This window comes from Pseudonocardia alaniniphila, from assembly GCF_022524485.1.
Taxonomy (GTDB): domain Bacteria; phylum Actinomycetota; class Actinomycetes; order Mycobacteriales; family Pseudonocardiaceae; genus Pseudonocardia; species Pseudonocardia alaniniphila.
This window is the reverse complement of sequence record NZ_JAKXMK010000002.1, coordinates 339,241-361,227: the sequence shown is the minus strand read 5'-3', so window position 1 is coordinate 361,227 and position 21,987 is coordinate 339,241. Positions and strand designations below refer to the sequence as shown.

20 protein-coding genes are annotated in these 21,987 nt (G+C 72.3%); 1 reads left to right on the top strand and 19 read right to left on the bottom strand.

Annotation, left to right across the window (positions count from 1 at the left end; translation table 11 throughout):
• Positions 1–10 precede the first annotated feature (10 nt).
• The 10 genes from MMF94_RS02770 to MMF94_RS02725 all read right to left on the bottom strand — a co-directional run bounded on the left by MMF94_RS02770 (position 11) and on the right by MMF94_RS02725 (position 10,413).
• Positions 11–316 (bottom strand): hypothetical protein, encoded by a 306-nt coding sequence (locus MMF94_RS02770; RefSeq protein ID WP_241034442.1) that lies wholly within the window; start codon positions 314–316, stop codon positions 11–13.
• 116 nt (positions 317–432) lie between these two features.
• Positions 433–2,133 carry a sodium/solute symporter gene (locus MMF94_RS02765; protein WP_241034441.1) on the bottom strand — a complete coding sequence of 567 codons (1,701 nt, stop codon included), beginning with the start codon at positions 2,131–2,133 and terminating at the stop codon, positions 433–435.
• Positions 2,130–2,510, bottom strand: a complete 381-nt coding sequence (locus tag MMF94_RS02760) for a hypothetical protein (RefSeq protein WP_241034440.1) — start codon at positions 2,508–2,510, stop codon at positions 2,130–2,132. Before MMF94_RS02760 ends, MMF94_RS02765 begins: the two co-directional genes overlap by 4 nt.
• Before the next feature lie 13 nt (positions 2,511–2,523).
• Entirely contained in the window at positions 2,524–3,321 is a 798-nt protein-coding gene (locus tag MMF94_RS02755; protein WP_241034439.1) for a LytR/AlgR family response regulator transcription factor, read from the bottom strand.
• Positions 3,318–4,406, bottom strand: coding sequence for a sensor histidine kinase (locus MMF94_RS02750; RefSeq protein WP_379660244.1), 1,089 nt, complete (start codon positions 4,404–4,406; stop codon positions 3,318–3,320). The genes MMF94_RS02755 and MMF94_RS02750 overlap by 4 nt, the downstream gene beginning before the upstream one ends.
• A 65-nt stretch (positions 4,407–4,471) precedes the next feature.
• Positions 4,472–5,479, bottom strand: coding sequence for a sugar phosphate isomerase/epimerase family protein (locus MMF94_RS02745; RefSeq protein WP_241034438.1), 1,008 nt, complete (start codon positions 5,477–5,479; stop codon positions 4,472–4,474).
• Positions 5,480–5,506: 27 nt separating this feature from the next.
• Positions 5,507–6,649, bottom strand: a complete 1,143-nt coding sequence (locus MMF94_RS02740) for a Gfo/Idh/MocA family protein (RefSeq protein ID WP_241034649.1) — start codon at positions 6,647–6,649, stop codon at positions 5,507–5,509.
• A gap of 35 nt (positions 6,650–6,684) precedes the next feature.
• A complete protein-coding gene (locus tag MMF94_RS02735) occupies positions 6,685–7,758 on the bottom strand; it encodes a substrate-binding domain-containing protein (protein WP_241034437.1) in 1,074 nt (357 codons plus the stop codon).
• Between the two features lie 35 nt (positions 7,759–7,793).
• Complete coding sequence (locus MMF94_RS02730; protein ID WP_241034436.1) at positions 7,794–8,876, bottom strand: ABC transporter permease; 1,083 nt, start codon at positions 8,874–8,876, stop codon at positions 7,794–7,796.
• Positions 8,869–10,413 carry a sugar ABC transporter ATP-binding protein gene (locus MMF94_RS02725; RefSeq protein ID WP_241034435.1) on the bottom strand — a complete coding sequence of 515 codons (1,545 nt, stop codon included), beginning with the start codon at positions 10,411–10,413 and terminating at the stop codon, positions 8,869–8,871. The genes MMF94_RS02730 and MMF94_RS02725 overlap by 8 nt, the downstream gene beginning before the upstream one ends.
• Positions 10,414–10,525: 112 nt before the next feature.
• On the opposite strand from MMF94_RS02725, the gene MMF94_RS02720 reads away from it, so the two are divergent.
• A complete protein-coding gene (locus MMF94_RS02720; RefSeq protein WP_241034648.1) occupies positions 10,526–11,764 on the top strand; it encodes an ROK family protein in 1,239 nt (412 codons plus the stop codon).
• A gap of 9 nt (positions 11,765–11,773) precedes the next feature.
• Here the strand turns inward: MMF94_RS02720 and MMF94_RS02715 are convergent, their stop codons facing one another.
• The 9 genes from MMF94_RS02715 to MMF94_RS02675 form a co-directional block, all read right to left on the bottom strand.
• Entirely contained in the window at positions 11,774–12,916 is a 1,143-nt protein-coding gene (locus MMF94_RS02715; RefSeq protein ID WP_241034434.1) for a serine hydrolase domain-containing protein, read from the bottom strand.
• Between the two features lie 125 nt (positions 12,917–13,041).
• Positions 13,042–13,944 carry a 2-hydroxy-3-oxopropionate reductase gene (locus MMF94_RS02710; protein ID WP_241034433.1) on the bottom strand — a complete coding sequence of 301 codons (903 nt, stop codon included), beginning with the start codon at positions 13,942–13,944 and terminating at the stop codon, positions 13,042–13,044.
• A gap of 100 nt (positions 13,945–14,044) precedes the next feature.
• The gene (locus MMF94_RS02705; RefSeq protein WP_241034432.1) at positions 14,045–14,851 is read right to left on the bottom strand and encodes a hydroxypyruvate isomerase family protein; all 807 of its coding nucleotides are present in this window, start codon (positions 14,849–14,851) and stop codon (positions 14,045–14,047) included.
• Between the two features lie 159 nt (positions 14,852–15,010).
• On the bottom strand, positions 15,011–16,039 hold the full coding sequence (gene alc, locus MMF94_RS02700; protein ID WP_241034431.1) for an allantoicase: 1,029 nt from the start codon (positions 16,037–16,039) through the stop codon (positions 15,011–15,013).
• 53 nt (positions 16,040–16,092) lie between these two features.
• Positions 16,093–17,415, bottom strand: coding sequence for an allantoinase AllB (allB, locus tag MMF94_RS02695; protein ID WP_241034430.1), 1,323 nt, complete (start codon positions 17,413–17,415; stop codon positions 16,093–16,095).
• Positions 17,412–17,789, bottom strand: a complete 378-nt coding sequence (locus tag MMF94_RS02690; RefSeq protein ID WP_241034429.1) for an allophanate hydrolase-related protein — start codon at positions 17,787–17,789, stop codon at positions 17,412–17,414. Before MMF94_RS02690 ends, allB begins: the two co-directional genes overlap by 4 nt.
• Positions 17,790–17,812: 23 nt before the next feature.
• Entirely contained in the window at positions 17,813–20,131 is a 2,319-nt protein-coding gene (pucD, locus tag MMF94_RS02685; RefSeq protein WP_241034428.1) for a xanthine dehydrogenase subunit D, read from the bottom strand.
• Positions 20,128–21,516 carry an 8-oxoguanine deaminase gene (locus MMF94_RS02680; RefSeq protein WP_241034427.1) on the bottom strand — a complete coding sequence of 463 codons (1,389 nt, stop codon included), beginning with the start codon at positions 21,514–21,516 and terminating at the stop codon, positions 20,128–20,130. The genes pucD and MMF94_RS02680 overlap by 4 nt, the downstream gene beginning before the upstream one ends.
• Complete coding sequence (locus MMF94_RS02675; RefSeq protein WP_241034426.1) at positions 21,513–21,986, bottom strand: (2Fe-2S)-binding protein; 474 nt, start codon at positions 21,984–21,986, stop codon at positions 21,513–21,515. The genes MMF94_RS02680 and MMF94_RS02675 overlap by 4 nt, the downstream gene beginning before the upstream one ends.
• Between the last annotated feature and the right edge of the window lies 1 nt (position 21,987).

Below are 21,987 nucleotides of genomic sequence, written 5' to 3'. Positions count from 1 at the left end.
GCGTCCTGGGTCAGGGCGAGTCCGGATCCGAATCGGGGTCGCGGCGCGACACGGCCACGAGCACGACGGGCTCCGCACCGACGCTGTGCAGGGCGCGCAGGCCCAGCCCCGTCAGCCACAGCACGTTCCCGGTGCGGAAGCGGCGACGGCCGCCCTCCTGACACTCCAGGTCAACCTCCCCCGCCTCGACGATGACCAGGGCGTCGCGCCACTCCGCGTCGTCGTAGGCCCGGGTGTCGCCGCAGGCGATCGTGACGACGGTGGTGCGAAACGACGGCCCCGACGGCCGGCCGAACGAGAGGGGCTCGACGTCCATCGGTGCAGCCTCACCCGTGGCCGGGCGCGGCGCAGTCCAGAACCAGGACCACGTCGGACAACAAGCGGTTCACCGGGCCTCCCAACTTCGGGTGGACCCTGGGAGCCCACTGCCCGTTAAGACGCCCGTGGCGGGGAGAAATCATCGGTCGCGGCGGATCCCGACCGGTTCTCGTCCAGATGCAGCCGCAGCATCGCCGCCGCGGCCCAGGCCGGCGGCCTGCCGCGCAGCGACACGAGCACCATGGTCGCGAACGCCACCGGCACCGACCAGAGGGCAGGCTGCCCGAGCACGATGTCGATGAGTCCGGGCGGGGCACCGAGGAAGAGGTCGACGGCGATCACACCCGCCGAGCAGATCAGCCCCACCACCATGCCCACGAGAGCGCCCTGCGCCGTCAGCCGCGGCCACCAGATCCCGAGCACGAGCAGCGGACAGAACGTGGACGCCGCCACCGCGAACGCCGAGGTCACCAGCACGCCGACGTCGATGCGCTCCGCCGGCAGCGCGAGCAGCACCACCACGAGCGCCGCGACGAGCGGGGTGAACCGCAGCCGCCGGAGCGTGCCCGGCACCAGGTCGTGCGCGAGCGCGCCGGAGACGGCCAGGAGCAGTCCGAGCGACGTCGCGAGGAACGCCGCGAAGGCGCCTGCGGTGAGCAGCGCCGTGAAGGTCGTTCCGGCCCAGCCCTGGTCGACGGTGGCCGGGAGAGCCACCACCACGGTGTCGGTGCCACCGGACAGGTAGAGCTGCGGCAGCAGCACCGCACCGAGCAGTCCGTAGACCGCGGGGAAGAGGTAGAACACGCCGAGCATCCCGACGGTGATGGCCGCGGTGCGCCGGGCGCCGCGACCGTCCGCGCTGGTGTGGAACCGGACGAGGATGTGGGGCAGCCCCATCGTCCCGAGCACGGTCGCCACCAGCACCGACCACGTGGCGAGCACCGGGTAGCCGCCGGGATCGAGCAGCGGACGCGCCCACTCGTCACCGCCAGGCGGCTGCCCCGTTCCGACGCGCGGGACGGGTGCCCCGGCGGCGAACACCCAGGTGCTCCCGGCATCCGCCATGTAGCGCCCCGGTGCGAGCAACTGCTGCGGGTGACCCGCGATCGACGCATGGGTGGGCTCGGTGAGCGTGAGCTCGGTGTCGAGCCGGAACTCCACCGGCGTCGCGGCGGTGAACCGGGTGAACTCGACAGGCTCGAGCGCGTTGGCGCGGGTGCTCGGGCCGACGTGCAGCACCAGCCAGATCGCCGGGACGATGAACAGCAGGAGCTTGAGGCCGAACTGGAACGCCTGGACGTAGGTGGCGGCGCGCATGCCACCGAGGGCGAGCGTGACGCTGACGGCCGCGCCGGCGATCACCACGCCGAGCCAGTACGGGCTGCCTCCGACGGCAGCGAGCACCTGCCCCGCGGCGGTGAACTGCGGCACCAGATAGAGGAACCCGATCACCAGCACGATCACCGCCGCGAGCCGGCGCAGCACCGGCGAACCCAGCCTGGCCTCGGCGAAGTCCGGCACGGTGAGCGCACCGGTGCGCCGCATCGGAGCGGCCACGAACGCGAGCATCACGATGTAGCCCGCCGCGAAGCCGACCGGGTACCAGAGTGCGCCGACGCCGTCCTTGACGACGAGCCCGGCGACGCCGAGGAACGACGCGGCCGAGAGGTACTCGCCCGAGACGGCGGCGGCGTTGACGGTCGGGGAGATGCGGCGCGAGGCCACGAGGAAGTCCGAGGTGGTGCGCATCGCCGCGACCCCGCGCGCGCCGATCAGCAAGGTGATCAACAGCACCGGGACGATCGCGAGGATCACTCCCCGGCCCCTGCCCGGGGCCCGGACGTCTCCGAACGCTCGGTGCGCTCAGCCCGGCGCAGCTGCCACTGGGCGAGCATGACGAGCACGGGGTAGGGCAGCACGGCCACGGCCAGCCACGAGATCGGAATACCGCCGAGCCGCACGCCGTCCAGCCAAGGCGCCGCGGCGAGCAGCACCGGCAGGCCCAGCAGCAGCACGGCGAGCAGACCGAGCACGGTGAGCGCGTAGCGCAGTTGCCTGCGGTGGATCCGGCGTGCCCGCTCGGCGTCGGCGGGGGCGAGGTGCGGCACCGTGGCGGGCGCGCCCGTTCGCCGCCCCGCGAGCGAGAGTCTGGTCTGTGGGCTCGTCACAGCGACCCGGCGCTGCCGGGTCATCGGGCCGTCCTCGTCACCGCAGTCGCTGCCAGTTCGCGTGGTCGAACGCTCCGCGCCTGGCCGCGTCGAGCAGGTGCTCCCGCAGGTCCCTCGCATGCCGGCGGCTGACCGGGACGTCACCGAGATCGGTGTGGGCGAGCAGCCCGCCACCGAGATCGCTGCGCAGCTCCCGCACCGCGTGCACGGCGAGCAGGTAGCTGCGGTGCACGCGGATGAACCCCGCGGCCTGCCAGTGCTGTTCGAGCCGGGAGATCGGGATCCGCACGAGGTGGGCGCCCGTCGGCGTGTGCAGCCGGACGTAGTCGCCCTGCGCCTCGACGAAGCAGACGTCGTCGCGCCGGACGAAGCGGGTGCAGCCCGCCAGCTCCACGGGAACGGCGGCGAGCGCGTCGATCGCCGCGGGGGGCTGCGCGTCCGGACCGGCTGCAGCGGCGGCGGTGAAGCGCCGCACCCTGGCCAGCGCGGCGGCGAGCCGCTCCGGGCGGACCGGTTTGAGCAGGTAGTCGACGGCGCCGATGCCGTACGCCGCGGCGGCGTGCTCCTCGTAGGCGGTGACGAAGACGACCGCGGGTGGGTCGGTCATGCGGTTGAGCAGCGACGCCAACTCCATCCCGGTCAACTGCGGCATCGAGATGTCGAGGAACACCACGTCGAGCGGCCCGGCCTGGATCAGCCGCAACGCCGAGATCGGATCAGCCGCGACGTCCACCGCGGTCACCTCCGGCGACTCCACCAGCATCCTGCGCAGCTCCTCCAGCGCAGGAGTGACGTCGTCGACTGCGAGCACGCGCAGCCCCGGCCCCCCGGTCATGACACAACCACCCCCGGCTGGAAACGCGGGATGCGCAGCACGACCCGGGCGCCCGCGCCGACCGCCGTCTCGATCACCAGGCCGTAACCGGCACCGAACACGGTGCGCAGCCGCCGGTCGACGTTGACCAGTCCGAGGCTCCCCGGTGTCCCACACCCCGCTAGGACGGCGGAAGCGTACTCCGGGTCCATACCGGGCCCGTCGTCCTCCACGATGATCATGCAGTCGCCGCCGTCGGCCTCCCCGCTGACCTGCACGAGCCCGCTCGAACCGGGCAGCTCCACCCCGTGGCGCACCGCGTTCTCCACGATCGGTTGCAGCACCAGGTACGGCAGTGCGACGGGCAGGATCTCCGGGGCGATCCGCACCTGCACCCGCAGGCGGTCACCGAGCACGGCGCGCGCGAGAGCGAGGTAGGCCTCGATCGCGCGGAACTCCCCCGCGATCGTCGTGTAGTCGCCGTGGCGGGCCAGGCTGTGCCGGGTGTACTCGGCGAAGTCGAGCATCAGGTCGCGCGAGCGCTCCGGGTCGGACCGGACGAACGATGCGATCGTGGTGAGGCTGTTGTAGACGAAGTGCGGGGAGATCTCCGCTCGCAGCGCGCGGAGCTCGGCCTGCTGGGCGACGGCGGCCGAGTTCTCGAGCAACGCCCGCTCCAGCGCCTCGCCCACCCACGACGCGGCCTCGCGCACGGCCGCGCCGGGCACCGGTCCGGCCACGACCAGCACCCCGGCGAGCTCGTCGCGCGCATGGACGGGCAGCGCGACCGCCCCGCCACCCGCCGCGCGCGCATCGGTGCGCAGCGCGGTGTCGGCGAGCTCCTCGGCGGCGTGGACGTCGACGGGCCGGCCCGACCAGGCCAGTTCGCCGTGCAGACCACCGAGCCCCACGGCGTCGGCGTCGAGCAGCCGCCGCAGCCCCCGCGCGGCACCACCGGCTCCCGAGCCGTCGATGCCGCCGCGCAGGCCGGCCGCGATGGTGCGCCCGGCGGCGAGCGTCTGCATCGCATCCGCCCCCCTCCGGGGGCCGCGCCACCGGCGGGCACGACCACCACCGGAAGCCCGCACCGCATCCAGCTCCACCATGCAGCCTCCGTCCCGTGATCAGCGCGACCGTAAGTCACGCCGGACATCGGGGCCAAGCCGCAGGATCAGCCGTTGCTGCTGAAAGCCGCGTCGAAAGCCGCAGACGGGGGGTCGAACGCCAGACGGCGCACGAACTCCAGCGCCTCCGGCGCCCCGACGAGGCGGTCCATCCCGGCGTCCTCCCACTCGATGGAGATGGGCCCGGCGTAGCCGATCGTGTTGAGCATGCGGAAGCACGCCTCCCACGGGACGTCCCCGTGGCCGGTGGAGACGAAGTCCCAGCCCCGGCGCGGGTCGGCCCAGGCCAGGTGCGAGCCCATCCGCCCGTTGCGGCCGTTGCCGACCTGACGCTTCGCGTCCTTGCAGTCGACGTGGTAGATCCGGTCCTTGAAGTCCCACAGGAACCCGATGGGGTCGAGGTCCTGCCAGACGAAGTGGCTCGGGTCCCAGTTCAGCCCGAACGCCGGCCGGCGCCCGACGGCCTCGAGCGCCGCGACGGTGGTCCAGTAGTCGTAGGCGATCTCCGACGGGTGCACCTCGTGGGCGAACCGGACCCCCACCTCGTCGAAGACGTCGAGGATCGGGTTCCAGCGGTCGGCGAAGTCGCGGTAGCCGTCGTCCACCATCGACTGCGGCACCGGCGGGAACATCGCCACGGTCTTCCAGATCTTCGAACCCGTGAACCCGATCACCGTGTCGACGCCGAGCTTGGCGGCAGCGCGGGCGGTGGTCTTCATCGCCTCCGCCGCGCGACGGCGCACCCCCTCGGGCTCTCCGTCGCCCCACACGCGCGCGGGCAGGATCGCGTGGTGGCGTTCGTCGATCGGGTCGTCACAGACGGCCTGCCCGGTGAGGTGGTTGGAGATCGCGTAGACCTCCAGCCCGTGCTTGGCCAGGATGTCGCGGCGGCCCTGCACGTAACCGTCGTCCTCGACCGCCGCCCATGGGTCGAAGTGATCGCCCCAGCAGGCGATCTCCAGCCCGTCGTAGCCCCACTCCCCGGCCAGCCGGGCGACCTCCTCGAACGGCAGGTCGGCCCATTGGCCGGTGAACAGCGTGATCGGTCGCGCCATCGCGCCGAGCCCCTTTCGCGAGCGTGATCAGGATGGGATCGAGTGCCAGCTGCCGCTCTGCGCGGACCGGACGACGGAGTCGAGCACGAGTTGCACCTGCAGGCCGTCGGCGAACGACGGCGTGGGATCGGCACCGGCCGCGATGTCGCGCAGCAGGTCGACGATCTCGTGGGTGAACGAGTGCTCGTACCCCAGCAGGTGGCCCGGCGGCCACCACGCACCGGCGTACGGGTGCGTCGGCTCGGTGACGAGGATCCGGCGGAAGCCTGCGGTCTCCGGGTCGTCCGTGCCGTCGTAGAAGGACAGCTCGTTCATCGACTCGAAGTCGAACGCCAGCGAGCCGGTGCTGCCGTTGATCTCCAGCCGGATCGAGTTCTTGCGCCCGGTGGCGAACCGGGTGGCCTCGAAACTCGCTACCGCACCGCCGGCGAACCGGCCGATGAACAGCGCGGCGTCGTCGACGGTGACCGGGCCGCGCTCACTCGACCCGGAGGCCGTCAGCCCGCTCGACGACCCGGGCAGCGGCCGCTCCGTGATGAACGTCTCGGTCAGCGCCGTGACGTCGGCGAGCCGGTCGCTGGTGACGAACTGCGCCATGTCGACGATGTGGGCACCGATGTCACCGAGCGCCCCGGACCCTGCCCGCTCCGCCTGCAGTCGCCAGACCAGCGGGAACTCCGGATCCACGATCCAGTCCTGCAGATACTGCGCACGGACGTGGCGCACCTGCCCGATCCGGCCCTGCTCCACCAGTCGCCGGGCCAGCGCCACGGCGGGCACCCGCCGGTAGTTGAACCCGACCATGCTGCGCACGCCCTTGGCCTGCGCGCGCTCCGCGGCGGCGACCATCGCGCGCGCCTCGTCGACCGTGTTGGCCAGCGGCTTCTCGCACAGCACGTGCTTGCCGGCATCCAGCGCGGCGATCGCGATCTCCGCGTGCGTGTCACCCGGCGTGCAGACGTCCACGAGCTCGACGTCGTCGCGCCGGATCAACGCCTTCCAGTCCGTCTCGGTGGCTCGCCACCCCAACCGCTTCGCCGCCGCCGTGGTCGCCTCGGGCGTGCGGCCGCAGAGCACCGCCATGTCCGGCTCGAGCGGCAGGTCGAAGAAACGCGGTGCCGTGCGCCATGCCTGGGAGTGGGCCGCGCCCATGAAGGCGTAGCCGATCATCCCGACCGCGAGGGTCCGTTCTCCACCCACGGCGGTCAGGACTCGAAGCCCAGTGGCAGGTACGTCGCAACGTTCTCTTTCGTGATCGTTGCCGACGCCAGCGTGATCGACGCCGGCACCTCCTGCTCCGCGAGATCGCCCATGCCTCGACCCTGCGCCACGAGCCGCGCCAGCGCAACGGCAGAAGAGGCCATCGACGGGCTGTAGGTGACGGTCGCCTTCAGCACCGTGTTGTCGGCCTGGATGTCGCGCATGGCGTTGGCCGAGCCGGCACCGCCCACCATGAAGAACTCGTTGCGTCCGGCCTGGTTGATCGCGGCGAGGACGCCGATGCCCTGGTCGTCGTCGTGGTTCCAGACGGCGTCGAGCCGCGGTGCCGCCTGCAGCAGGTTGGCGGTGACCCGCTGGCCGCCCTGCGCGGTGAAGTCGGCCGCCTGGCGGGGGCCGACCTGGAAGCCGAAGCTGCTCAGTGCGTCGGCGAAGCCCTGGCTGCGGGCCGCGGTCAGCGGGAGGTTGTCGATGCCCGCGATCTCGCCGATCACGGGGTTGGCCACCCCGGCGCTGCGCAGCCGCTCGCCGATGTAGTTGCCCGCGCTCACACCCATGCCGTAGTTGTCCCCGCCGATCCAGGTGCGGTAGGCCAACGGCGAGTCGAAGATGCGGTCGAGGTTGATCACGGGGATCCCGGCCTGCATCGCGGCCCGCCCGACGGACGTGAGCTGGCTGCCGTCGTTGGGCAGGAGGACGAGTGCGTCGACGCCCCTGTTGATGAGGGTCTGGACGGCCGCGATCTGCTGCGTGATGTCGTTGGTGGGGTTGACCGCCTCGAAGGTCACGTCGGTGTAGCGGTCCGCCTGCGCCTTCGCGTTGTTCGCGATCGCGGCGATCCACCCGTGGTCGGCGGCGGGCGCGGAGAAGCCGATCGTCACCGGCTGGCCGGGCGCGGCGTTGTCACCTCCGCCCGCTGCGGCGGGCGCCGGCGCCGTGCCCGAGGACGGGGCCTCGTTGCTGGTGCACGCGGTGAGCGCGGCACCGGCTCCGACGCCGAGGGCACCGGCGAGAAAGCCGCGGCGCCGCAGGACACCAGGGACGGCAATGGGGTCGGGCATGATCAACTCCTTTGTTGTGGTTCGGTCCTGCGGTGTCAACCGGCAGCAGACGAGCGCTGTGCGCGAGCCTGGATCAGCACGGCGACGACGATGATCACGCCCTTGGCGATGTTCTGGACCTCGGTCGCCAGGTTGTTGAGCACGAAGAGGTTGGTGATCGTCGTGAAGACGAGCACGCCGAGGATCGAGCCGATCAGCGTGCCGCGACCGCCGGTGAGCAGCGTGCCGCCGATGATCACCGCCGCGATCGCGTCGAGCTCGTAGAGCGTGCCGTGGGTGCTCGAACCCGTGGTGGTGAGCGAGGCGATCATGATCGCCGCGATGCCGGCGCACAGGCCGGACACGGCGTACAGCAGCATCGTGTGCCGGCGCACGTCGACCCCGGCCAGACGGGCCGCCTCGGCGTTGCCACCGATCGCGAACGTCCGGCGGCCGAACGTGGTGCGGTTGAGCACCACCCAGCCCACGGCCACCACCGCCGCGAAGATGTAGACGAGCAGCGGGATTCCGAGCAGGCGGGTGTTGGCGATGCCCGCGATCACCGGGTCGGTGACGATCTGGCTGCGCCGGTCGGAGATCTGCTCGGCCAGGCCCTGCGCCGAGATCAGCATCGCCAGCGTCACGATGAACGGCACGATCCGGCCGTAGGCGATGAGGATCCCGTTGACCAGTCCCGCACCGACGCCGACGGCGACCGCACAGAACACCATCACGGCCGCGCCGTAGGACTGCGTGGCCACGGTGGTGGCCCACACCGAGGCGAGCGCCATCACCTTGCCGACCGACAGATCGATGCCGCCGCCGATGATCACGAACGTCACGCCGACGGTCAGCACGCCGATGATCGACGCCGAGGTGAGGATCGTCAGCAGGTTCGACGTGGTCAGGAAGGTGTCGGCGGAGACCACACCCACGACGCACAGCAGCGCGAGCACCGCGACGAGCCCGAGGTTGCGGCCCGCGCCGCTGTCGAGCAACCGGCTCCACGAGGAGCGGGCGGGTTCGGCGGCCCGCGCGGCCTGCTCCACCCGGCCCCGCTCGTCGGCGGCGGGGATCCGATCCGGCGGCGGCGCGGCCGGCGCGGCCTCCGTGCCGCTCACAGCGCCCTTGTCACTCATGGCCCGCTCTCTCCTTAGACGACTCGTCGAGCGATTCCATGACGAGGTCGAGAACCCGTCCCTCGTCGAGCTCGGCGCTGGGCGCCTCGTGCACCACACGGCCCTCGCGCACGACCAGCACCCGGTCGGCGAGGCCGAGCACCTCGGGCACCTCGCTGGACACCAGCACGATCGCCGCGCCCTCGGCGGAGAGCCGCTGGATCAGCCCGTAGATCTCGCTGCGCGCCCCCACGTCCACACCCCGGGTGGGCTCGTCCAGCAGCAGGATCGAGCACCCTTGCAGCAGCCAGCGGGCCAGCACGACCTTCTGCTGGTTGCCGCCCGAGAGCGTCCGGACCGGGCGGGTGGCGTCGGCCGGACGCACGTCGAGCTGCGCGGTGATCGCTCCCGCTGCGGGAAGCTCGGCGTCCGCGGTCAGGAATCCGAACCGGGCGAACCGCGCGAGCGCCGACAGCGAGACGTTGCGGAACACGGGCTCGCCCATCAGCAGGCCCTGGCTCTTGCGCTCCTCCGGCGCCAGCCCCATCCCCGCCCGCACCGCGGCGGGCACCGAGCCGGGCCGCAGCGCGCTGCCCCGCACCCGCACGGTGCCGGCGCTCGCCTTGCGTGCCCCGTAGACCGTCTCGAGGATCTCCGAGCGGCCCGACCCGACGAGACCCGCCAGCCCGACGATCTCTCCCGCGCGGACCGTGAAGGACACGTCGGCGAACTCCCCGGCGCGCGCGAGGCCGTCGACCTCCAGGACGACGTCGCCGGGCGGCGTCTCCGGGCGCTCGGGGAAGACGTACTCGATCGTCCGGCCGGTCATCAGCCGGATGACGTCAGCGGTCGGCGTGGTGCGGGCCGGCAGGTTGCGGGCGACGCTGCGCCCGTCCTTGAGCACCGTGACCCGGTCGCCGATCTCGCGGATCTCCTCCAGCCGGTGGGAGATGTAGACGACGGCCACGCCGTCCGCGGTGAGCTCGCGGATCACGCGGAAGAGGTTGCGGACCTCCTCGGGGTCGAGCACCGCCGACGGCTCGTCCATGACGATCAGGCGCGCGTCCCTCGCGAGGGCGCGGGCCATGCTCACCACCTGCTGCCCCGCGGCCGAGAGCCGCCCGAGCTCGCGCCGCGGCGGGATCTCGGGATGGCCGAGCCGGCGCAGGAGCGTCCGCGCGAGGTTCTCGGCGTCGCGGGGCCGGGTGAAGCCCAGGCGCGCGGGCTCATGGCCGAGCACCACGTTCTCGGCCACGCTGAGCCCGGGAACGAGGTCGAGCTCCTGATAGATCGTGGCGATCCCCGCAGCGTCGGCGGCCTGTGGCGAGCCGAACGACGCACGCTCGCCCGCCCAGACGATCTCACCGGAGTCCGGCCGGTGCGCGCCGGCCAGCACCTTGATCAGGGTCGACTTGCCCGCGCCGTTCTGCCCGAGTAGGCAGTGCACCTCGCCCGCGGCGACGTCGAGGTCCACCCCGTCCAGAGCGCGCACGCCCGGGAACTGCTTGACGATGCCGCGCATCGTGAGCAGCGGTTCCTCCGCCATCCTGGCTGTCATCCCCCACCTCGACGTGGTTCACCGGCGGGGGAACGGTAGGAGCATTGACCAGTGCCGTACAACGACCGAATAATGCATCTTTGCGCTGTTTTTCCGTCGAAATCGGACCGTGATGCTCCTGCCCTCCCCGCCGCCCCTGCTGCCCCCGCTGCGCCTGAGCACGCCCGCGCTCTCGGGCCGTTTCGAGTCGGCCGTCACCCTCAGCACCGTGGCCCGGCTGGTCGCCTCCGGCACGGCCGTGAGCAAGGCCGATCTCGTCCCCGCCGCGGGGCTCGCCCGCACCACCGTGAGCACCGCCGTCGACCAACTGCTGGCCCGGGGTGTGCTGCGGCTCGACGGAACGCGACCCACGGCGGGGCGGGGGCGGCCCGCCGACCGGCTCGCGCTCTCCCCCCGGGGCGGGCACGTCCTCCTGGCCGACGTCGGCGCGAGCGCCGCCCACCTCGCCGTCGTCGACCTCAGCCAGCGCATGCTGGGCCACGCCCACGTCGAGGTGGACGTCACCGACGGCCCGGAGGTCGTCCTGAACATCGTCGAGTCCCACCTCACCGCACTGCGTGCGCAGGCACCCGGCGACGTCCCGGTGCGTGCCGTCGTGATCGGGCTACCGGGCCCCGTGGACGGGCAGCTCGGGGTGCCGGTCCGCCCGCCGATCATGCCGGGCTGGCACGCCTACCCCGTCACGGCGCGGCTGCAGCAGACCTACCGCTGCCCCGCCGTCCTGGAGAACGACGTCAACCTTCGCGCGCTCGGCGAAGCGCGGGCACTGCCGGCCGACCAGGTGCCGCTGCTGTTCGTCAAGGTCGGCACCGGTATCGGCGGCGGGCTCGTCACCGGTGAGGGCGTGCTGCACCACGGCGCCGACGGCGCGGCGGGCGACATCGGCCACGTCCGCGTGCGCGGGGCACCCGATGACGCCTGCGTCTGCGGCAACGTGGGCTGTATCGAGGCCGTGGCGTCCGCCGGAGCGATCGCCCGCCGGCTGGGGCGCACGCACGGGGAGCCGATCTCGATCGCCGACGTGCGCGCCCTCGCCGGCCGCGGCGACGCCACCGCACTCGGAGCCGTCCGCGAGGCCGCCGGGTTGATCGGCGAGCTCGTGGCCACGCTCGTGCACTTCTACAACCCGGCGCGGGTGACGATCGGCGGATCCCTCACCGCGGCGAGCGACGAGCTTCTCGCCGGCGTGCGCAGCGTCGTCTACCAGCGGGCGCTGCCGCTCGCCACCCGCAACCTCGTGCTCACCAACAGCGTGCTGGGCGAGTACGCAGGCCTGGCCGGAGCCGCTGTGCTCGGCATCGAACGCGTGCTGTCGGCCGAGCAGATCGGGGTGCTGACGAGCGGGCGGTGACGTCGCAGGCTAAACCGCCAGTGCCTCGTAGATCGCCCGCACGTAGGACTCGCTGCGGTCGGAGCCGATGATGCCCGGACCCATCTTGTTCATCATGTAGGAGATCGTCATGCGGCGGCCGAGATCCATGATGATCAGCGAGCCACCCCAGCCTCCCCAGAAGCAGATCTTCCCGTCCGGGATGTACGGGACGGTGTCGAGTTGGGGCAGCCCGAAGCCCATGCCCCAGCGCAGTGGCACACCGAGCACCAGGTCCACACCGTTCGCCTGTTCGTCGAAGATCATGTCGATCGTCGCGGGCGACAGCAGGCGGACCCCGTCGACCTCACCGCCGCGGGCGACCACCGACAGGGCGCGAGCCATCCCACGGGCGTTCGTGTGGCCGTTGACCGCACCCATGTCGGCACGGCGCCACGCGGGCGTGTTGGCCGTCGCGGCGTCGAGTCCGGGCCCCGTGAAGGTCCTGTAGGCGGGATCGTTGTGATCGAGCGAGCCGAGATCGACCGCGAGCGGAGGAGGCGGGATCACCTCGGCGATCCGCGCCCAGTCGCTCTCGACGGCACCGATCTGGACATCGGCGCCCAGCGGACCGGCGATCTCCTCGGCGACGAACTGCTTGAGCGGCTTCCCGCTCACCCTCCGCACCACCTCACCGACCAGATGACCCTGGTTGACCGCGTGATAGCCCGACGCGCTACCCGGCGCCCACCAGGGCGCCTGCGCGGCGAGCCGGGCGGTGGAGAGCTCCCGGTCGTACATGTCCTCGATGGCGAAGGGCTGGTCCCAGCCCGACACACCGGAGGTGTGCGCGAGCAGATGCCGGACCTCGACGCCCTGCTTCCCGTTCGCCGCGAACTCCGGCCAGTACGTGGCCACCGGGGCATGCAGGTCGAGCTCCCCCCGGTCCACCAGGATCAACGCGGACAGGCTGGTGAGGGTCTTCGTCGAGGACCACACGTTGACGATCGTGTCCTGCGCCCACGGCGTCGTCCGCGCCTCGTCGGCGAAGCCACCCCACAGATCGACCACGACGTCGCCGTCCACGTCGAGCACGATCGATGCTCCGAGCTCGTCACCGGAATCGAGGTTCTTCTCCAGCGCGGTCCGGACAGCGTCGAAGCGGTCGCTGCACACACCGTTGATGTCAGCCATGGCTGAAGTCGCTCCTCGTCGTCGAGCATGTAGTGGGATCAACACTGACCGGACGCTGTTCCAGGGCACGGCCACAGTTCTCAACCGCCGGTAGGTCGAAATCGATCCCCGCGCTCGTGGGGCGGTCAGCCGTGCTGGTCCCGCCCGGACAGCTGCTCCACGAGCAACAGCAGCGCGCTGTGGTCGAGGCCCCCGTGACCCTGTGCGCGCAGCGCGCCCACCAGCTGAGCCACGTGCGCGCCGAGCGGGATCGCGACGCCGGCCTCGCGTGCCGCCGCCGTCACGATGCCCAGGTCCTTGTGGTGCAGGTCGATCCGGAATCCCGGGGCGAACTCGCGAGCCCGCATCCCGGCCGCCTTCCGGTTCAGCACGGCGCTCCCGGCGAGCCCGCCGCCGAGCACCGTCATGGCGGACTCGGTGTCCACGCCGTGCGCCTCGAGGAACACCAGCGCCTCGGCGAGCAACTGGATGTTGCCGGCGACGATGAGCTGGTTCGCGGCCTTGACGGTCTGACCCGCGGCCGGCGGGCCGACGTGCACCACCGTGGCGCCGACGACGTCCAGGTACGGGCGGGCGGCCTCGACGTCGTCGGCCTCACCACCGACCATGATCGACAGCGAGCCCTCCTTCGCCCCGGCCTCGCCGCCGCTGACCGGGGCGTCGACCACGCGGATGTCGCGCGCGGCCCCGGCCGCAGCAACGCGGCGGGCGACGTCGGGGCGGATGGTGGAGCAGTCGATGTGCAGCGTGCCGGGCTTCGCCGAGGCGTAGATCCCCTCCTCGGAGAAGGCGAGGTCCTCGACGTCCGGGCTGTCGGGAACCATCGTGATCACGACGTCGGCGTCGCGCACGGCCTCGGCCACGCTCTGCGCGGCCCGCCCGCCGCGCTCGACCAGCCGATCCACCGCGGGACGGGAACGGTTGTAGCCCACGACGTCGTATCCGGCGTCGATCAGGTGGCCTGCCATGGGAGCACCCATGATCCCCAGCCCGATGAAAGCGATCGTGGTCTGCTGCGGTGTGGTCATCGCTCGCCCTCCCTGCGCTGCGCCCCCGCTGCACGGAGGCGTTGTCTCGGTGATGCGCTCGCACGCTCACTCATCGCCGATGATTCGCTCGCACGCTCGCTCATGTGTTCTCCTGGGTCGTGGCGCCGCGCTGCGCGGACGGCAGCCAGTCGAATGCGCGGTCGCTCGTGGTGGACGGCTGGTACTCCAGGCCGATCCACCCGGTGTACCCGGCGCGGTCGAGTGCCGCGAGGTGCTGGTCGAAGGGGATCTCGCCGGTTCCGGGCTCGTGCCGGCCGGGCGCGTCGGCGATCTGCACGTGACCGATCCGGCCGGCGTACCGCTCGATCGCCGCGGCGACGTCATCGCCGTTCACGGTGAGGTGGTAGAGGTCGGCCAGCAGCTTCAGGTTCGGCGATGCGACGCGATCGGCCACCGCGATCGCGTCGGCGGCCGTGCGCAGGGGATAGCGGTCGACGCCGCTGACCGGCTCGACCACAACGGCGCCCTCGACCTGGCCGGTGGCGTAGGCGAGGTTCTCCACCGCCACGTCGTCCTGCTTCATGGGGTCGGTGCCTGCGATGCGGTTGCCGTAGAGGGCGTTGAACACGCCGGTGCCCAGGCGTCCGCCGATGCCCACCGCGATGTCGACGCTCGCCCGGAACTCCGCCTCCCGCCCGGGACACGACACGAGCCCCCGGTCACCCGCCGGCATGTCCCCCGCCGCGAAGTTGAGCCCGGTCAGCCGCACACCGGCATCCTCGACAGCACGGACGAACCGCTCCACCTCCGCGTCCTCGGGCGTGGCCGTGGGGAAGGGCCACCAGAACTCGACGGCGTCGAACCCGGCGGCCCGGGCAGCCGCCGGCCGTTCGAGGAGCGGCAACTCGGTGAACAGGATCGAGCAGTTGACGGTATAGCGGGCCATGGGGCTGATCCTTGCGGTGCACGGGGTCACACCGCGAGCCGGCGCCGAAGGAAGTCAGAAACGCCACCCCGCCACGCTCGCCGAACGAGAGCCCCCTCCAGCCGGACCAATCGGACGAACGCGCAGCGCGTCCGGCGGTGGGGCCGCCTCGGGTGTGGATCACGCCTGGGGGGTCGCGGCCTGCCAGCGGTGGTCGAGGGCCTCCTGGCCCTGCGTGGTCAGCCGCCCGTGCATGCGCAGCCGGGCGGCGCCGCCGTCGGGGAAGATGTCGAGCCGGACGTGCGTGACGGGCCGGGGCTGCCCGGACTCTTCCGGCGGCGGCCCGAGCACGAAGCGGTGGCGGGTGTCGGGCTGCAGCGCCGTGCGTGGCACGAGGTCGAACCACTCGCCGTCTCCCCGCCGGCCGCGCAACGTGGCCCAGCCTGGCGCGTTGTGCAGGAAGTAGCTCGTGTCGATCTCCGCCACCGCGATCACCGACTCGCCCGCGAGGGCCACCTCCACCCAGTCGTTGCCGTCGTCGCGGCGGCGGGAGGTCTCCCAGCCCTCGCCCATGGAGCGGGGCGGGCCGGGGACGAGCAGGTTGTTCGGAGAGCTGTAGAAGAGGTTCGAGCAGCCCACCACCCGGCCGCCGTTCTCGATCGCGGCCAGGTCGACGGTGCCGAGCGCATCGAGCAGCCGTGGGTCGGGCAGCGCCTCGCCGTGCACCCGCAGCCGCGCCACCCCGCCGTCCGGGAAGATCCGCAGGCGCACGTGCGTGACGCGCCGATCGCTTGTCACCGCGAACACGTTCTCGGTGTCGCCCTTGACGGCCGAGCGGGGCAGCAGCGGCTCCCAGCCCGGGTCGGCCAGCAGGCCGTCGACCGTCGGGTGCCCCGTGGCGGCGAGCCCGTCGACCGCCACCTCCGGCGGGTAGTTGCCGGTGAACCACGCGGTGTCGACCACGACACCGCGGACGATCCCCGGGGCGCCGAGCCGGACGATCGCCTCGTCGTGGCCCGGCTCGCGGCGACGGCGGGTCTCCCAGCCGTCATAGACCTGGCCCTTGTGCCCGAACGTGGCGGGCTCGTATGTCGCCGGTCCCGGTGTGATCAGGTTCTCGCGAGCGGCGAAGGCCTCGTCGTTGGCCCAGACGACGCCGCCGCCGAGCGTCCGCAGAGCGAGGTCGGGCAGCTGCCGGAAATCAGTCATCGCTCGTCCTCACCGCGTTCGGCCCATGAGTTCCGCAGCACTGTGTCATCGATTCACTCGCCCTCCCGCGACAGCAGGCGCCCACGCGGCACGCCGCCGACGTCCACCTGCTCGCCGCGTAGCCACGTGCTGCGCACCACGCCGTGCAACTCCCGCCCGGCGTACGGGGTGATCGGGTTGCGGTGGTGCAGCTTCCCCACCGTGAACGTCGCGTCGGGCGCGACGATCGTCAGGTCCGCGTCGGCGCCCGCCGCGATCCGGCCCTTGCGTTCGAGCCCGACCAGCGCCGCCGGCCGTTCCGCCATCCACCGGACGACGTCCGCGAGGCAGTGCCCCCGCTCGCGCGCCTGCGCCCACACCACCGGGAGCCCGAGCTGCAGCGACGCGATCCCGCCCCACGCAGCGCCGAAGTCGCCCCGATCCAGCTGCTTCAGGTCGGCGGTGCAGGGCGAATGGTCGCTCACGACCATGTCGATGACCCCATCGGCCAGGCCGCGCCACAGCGCGTCGCGGTTGTCGGCCTCCCGCACCGGCGGGCAGCACTTGAAGCGGGTGTCGCCGTCGGGCACCTCCTCGGCAGTGAGCGCGAGGTAGTGCGGGCAGGTCTCCACGGTGACGCGGACGCCGTCGGCGCGGGCGGCGGCGAGCTGCGGCAGCGCATCGGCCGAGGACAGGTGCACCACGTGCACCCGGGCGCCGGTCTCGCGGGCCAGCGCCAGCAGCGCGGCGATGGCGCTGTCCTCGGCGGCGCGCGGCCGGGACGCCACGAAGTCGAGGTATCGCCGTCCGCTCGCCTCCCGGACGAGCGTGCCGTCCTCGGCGTGCACGATCATCAGCCCGTCGAACGCGGCGACCGCATGCAGAGCCGCCGCGAGGTCCTCCCCCACCAGCGGCGGGAACTCCGCGACCCCGCTGTCGAGCAGGAAACACTTGACGCCGAACACGCCCGCGTCGTGCAGGGCACGCAGCTCCCCGGCATTCCCCGGAACGGCACCGCCCCAGAACCCGACGTCGACGGTGCACTGCCCGGCGGCCGCCTTGCGCTTGACCTCCAGGGCGGCCACGTCGACGGTGGGCGGCAGCGCGTTGAGCGGCATGTCCACGATCGTCGTGACGCCGCCGGCCGCCGCGGCGCGGGTGGCCGAGGCGAAGCCCTCCCACTCGGTGCGGCCGGGCTCGTTGACGTGCACGTGCGTGTCGACGAGCCCGGGCAGGAGCACCTCGTCGTCGGCGAGCACCACCTCGCCGACATCGGACCGGCCGTCGATCGGCGTGTCGTACGGCAGCACGGCCTCGATCCGCTCGCCGTCCACGAGCACCGCGGCGGGACGTTCGGCACCGTCGACGACGGCGCGCTGTGCGCGCAGAACGATCACACGCGCTCCTGGTAGGCCCGCCAGCTCGCCTGCGCGGAGATGTCCGTCAACGGCGGCAGCTGCGCGTATTCGCGGCGCAGGATCATCGCCAGCGAACCGGTGCCGTCGGCCAGTTCGATCACGCCGAGCTCCAGCCCGTCGGGCTCCCCGGGCAGCAGCACCTCGCGCAGCTGCTCGTAGGACATGTCGTAGACCTCGCCGTGCACCGCCGCTCCCCCGTGCCCGACGTCCTCGAGCGCCGGATAGCGCCCGCCGACGGCGTGGAAGCGGTACCGCGGAGCTGTGGTGGTGCGGGTGACCAGCGGCGCGTCGCCGACGAGATGGTGGTCGGCGCCGCCGGACATGGCGGTGCCGTTGAGGAACATCAAGGGCATCCTGCGCTCCTTCGTCGTGCTCGTCAGGTGCCGGTGATGTGCTCGGGCCGCACGGGAACGCGCAGCAGAGCCTTCCCCGTCGCCGCTCTGATCGCGGCCGCGACGGCCGGACCGCTGGAGATCGTCGGGGCCTCACCGACGCCACGCACACCGTAGGGCGCGTGCGGGTCGGCGTACTCCAGGACCTCGATACGCATCGGCGGCATGTCGAGGATCGTCGGGATGAGGTAGTCGGTGAACGACGGGTTGCGCACCTTCCCGTCGGTGACGACCACCTCCTCCATCAGAGCGAGCCCCATCCCCTGCGCGCTACCGCCCTGGATCTGGCCGACCACGGCGTCCGGGTTGATCGCCTTGCCGACGTCCTGCGCGGTGTCCAGCGCGACGACCTTCACCAGGCCCAGCTCCACATCGACTTCGACGACCGCGCGGTGAGCCGAGAAGGCGTACTGCACGTGGGCGTTGCCCGCACCGGTCTCCGGATCGAAGGGCACCGTGGGCCGGTGCCGGAACTCGACGGTCTCCTCCACGACGTCGTCACCGAGGACCTCAGCCAGGGCGGCACCCACCTCGCCGGTCGTGTCGACGATCTTGTCGCCGTCCAGCCGCAGCTCCACCGGGGAGCGCCCGAGCAGGGCCGCGGCCCGGTGCAGCACGGCCGCGCGGACGGCCTCGCACGCGGCCTTGACCGCCCCGCCGGTCATGTAGGTCTGCCGGGACGCCGACGTGGACCCGGCGGAGCCCACCGACGTGTCGGCGGGGTGCAGCACCACCCGGTCGACTCCCAGCTCCGTGCGGCAGATCTGCTGCTCGATGGTGATCAGGCCCTGCCCCACCTCGGCCGCGGCGGTGTGCACCGTCGCCACGGGCTCGCCGCCGGTGATCTGCAGCCGCACCCGGGCCGTCGCGTAGTCGTCGAAGCCCTCGGAGAACCCGACGTTCTTGTAGGTGACGGCGTAGCCGATCCCGCGCACCACACCCTCGCCGTGGGTGGTGTTCGAGACGCCCCCGGGCAGGTTCCTGATGTCGAACTCGCCGTCGGGGTGCTCGGCGGGCAGCGGCATGCCGGCGACGATGCGGATGAGCTCCTCGACGGGCGCCGCCGAGTCGATCAGCTGCCCGGTGATGTTCCGGTCGCCTTCCCGCATGCCGTTGCGGGCGCGGATCTCCACCCGGTCGACGCCCACGGCGTCGGCGAGTGAGTCCATCAGGGCCTCGTGCGCGAACGCCGCCTGGACGCACCCGAAACCGCGCATCGCGCCGCAGGGCGGGTTGTTGGTGTAGACCCCGGTGCAGTCGACGCTGATGCTCGGGATCCGGTACGGACCCAGCCCCATCGAGGCGCCGTTGCCGACCACCGCGCTGGTGGAGGAGGCGTAGGCGCCGCCGTCGAAGAGGATGTCGGCCTTCGCGTAGAGGAGGCTCCCGTCCGGCTCGGCACCGAACTCGTAGCGCATCCACGCCGGGTGCCGGTGCACGTGCCCGAAGAACGACTCCTCGCGGGAGTAGCTCATCTTCACCGGCTTGCCGGTGTGCAGGGCGAGCAGGCAGGCGTGGACGTGCATCGAGAGGTCCTCGCGCCCGCCGAAGGCGCCACCGACCCCGGCCAGGTGCAGGCGCGCCTTCTCCGGCGGCAGCCCGAGCACACGGCAGACCTGCTTCTGGTCGACGTGCAGCCACTGGGTGGCGACGTAGAGGTCGACACCACCCTCGTCGTCCGGGACGGCGAGCCCGGACTCGGGACCGAGGAAGGCCTGGTCCTGCATGCCGACCTCGAAGTCGAGCGCCACCACCACCGGCGCCGTCGGGGCCGGGTCGCCACGGCGCATCTGCGCCCGGCGCACCAGGTTGCCGCCCTCGTCGCGCCTGCTCTCGTGCACGAGAGGAGCGTCGGCGTCGAGCGCGCGGCGCGCGTCGGTGAGCGCCGGCAGCACCTCGTAGTCGACGACGATCTTCTTGGCCGCCCGCCGCGCGGTCTCGGGATGGTCGGCCGCGACGAGCGCCACCGGCTCGCCTTCGTAGCGGACCACCCCGGTGGCCAGGGCGGGTGTGTCGAGATGTTCGAGGCCGACCGCGTTGCTGCCCGGCACGTCGTCGGCCGTGAGCACCGCGGTCACGCCGGGCACCGCGAGCGCCTCTCCGATGTCGATCCGGGCGATGCGGGCGTGCGGGTGCGGGCTGCGCAGCGTCACCCCCCAGACCATGTCGTCGTGCCACAGGTCGCTCGCGTAGGCGAACTCGCCCGTGACCTTCAGTGCCGCGTCCGGGCGCAGCGGGCTGTCACCGATACGACCCGGGACGGTCGTAGCGGTCGTCGTCGTAGTGGTCGTGGTCGTGGTCATCGGCCGGCCCTCTCCAGGAGAGTGCGATGGACGGCCACGCACTCGCGCGCCAGTGCGTCCACGTCGACAGTGCGGACGCGGTCGCGTTCGACGACCGGGCGCCCGTTCACGAGCAGCAGTTCCAGCGGCGGTGGCGTCCCCAGCACGAGCGCGGCGACCGGGTCGTTGACATCGGCCTGGGCGAGGCCGTCGATGCGCCACAGTGCGAGGTCGGCGAGCTTCCCGACGTCCAGAGAGCCGATCTCCTCGCTCCGCCCGACCACGGCCGCACCGCCGAGGGTGGCCAGCTCCAGGGCCTCGCGGACACCGAGCGCCTGCGGGCCACCCACGGCGCGGGCGAACAGCAGCGCGTGCCGCACCTCCTCCAGCAGGCTCCCCGCCTCGTTGCTGGCCGCACCGTCGACACCGAGTGCGACACGGGCGCCGGCTTCGCGCAGGCTGCGGACGGGGGCGATCCCCGCCCCGAGCCGCGCGTTCGACGACGGGCAGTGCGCCACGCCGGTGGCCGTCGCACCGATCTTCTTCACGCCGTCGTCGTCGAGGTGCACGGTGTGGGCGAACCACACGTCCTCACCGATCCACCCGAGCTGCTCGACGTACTCCAGCGGCGAGCAGCCGAACCGCTCGCGGCAGAAGTCCACCTCGTCCACGGTCTCGGCCAGATGGGTGTGCAGCAGCACGCCGCGCCGCCGCGCCAGCTCAGCCGACTCGCGCATCAGCTCGCCCGTGACGCTGAACGGCGAGCACGGTGCGAGTGCGACCCGCACCATCGATCCCGGCGACGGGTCGTGCCAACGGTCGATGGCGGCCTCGGAGGCGGCGAGCACGGTGTCGCGGTCCTCGACGACGTCATCGGGTGGTAGGCCGCCGTCGCTGCGGCCGAGGTCCATCGAACCGCGGCACGGGTGGAACCGCAGCCCGACGTCCTGCGCGGCCCGGATCTCCGCGGCGAGGACGTCGCCGCCTTCGCGCGGGAACACGTAGTGGTGGTCGGTGCTGGTGGTGCAGCCGGTGAGCGCGAGCTGCGCCAGCGCCGCGCTCGCGGAGACGTGCACGGCATGCTCGTCGATGCCCGCCCACACGGGGTAGAGCGTGGTGAGCCACTCGAACAGTGTCGCGTCGACGGCCAGGCCGCGGGTGACCCACTGGTAGAGGTGGTTGTGGGTGTTGACGAAGCCGGGCGTGAGCAGGCAGCCCCGGCCGTCGACGACCCTGGCGCCCTCGGCGCGGGGCGCGGGCCCGGCACCGACCGCCGTGATCCGGTTGCCCTCGACGACGACGTGGCCGCCCGCGTGTTCGGCGCCGGAGACCGTGACGACGTGGGCGCCCTCGATCACCGTGGTCGTCCCCGTGGTCGTCCCCGTGATCGTCCCCGTGATCGTCATCGCGACCGCTCCTCGGTACGGGCGGCGAGCCGCACGGCGTCCATGATCTTCTCGTAGCCGGTGCAGCGGCAGAGGTTCCCGGCGAGCGCCTCGCGGATCTCCGGGTCGGACGGCTGCGGGTTGCGCTCCAGCAGGTCGTGGGTGGTGACGATCAGCCCGGGCGTGCAGAAGCCGCACTGCACGGCTCCGGCCTGGACGAAGGCCTGCTGCACGCGATGCAGCTCCCCCTGCGCGGACAGGCCCTCGACGGTGGTCACCTCGCGCCCCACCGCCTGGCCGGCCGCGACGAGGCAGGAGCACACCGGCAGCCCGTCGAGGTACACGGTGCACGAGCCGCATTCACCCTGCTCACACGCGTTCTTCGAGCCGGGGAGCCCCATCCGTTCGCGCAGCGCGTAGAGCAGGCTCTCGCCCTCCCACACGTCGTCGACCTCGTGGGTCGCGCCGTTCACGGTCAGCTCGATGCGCATC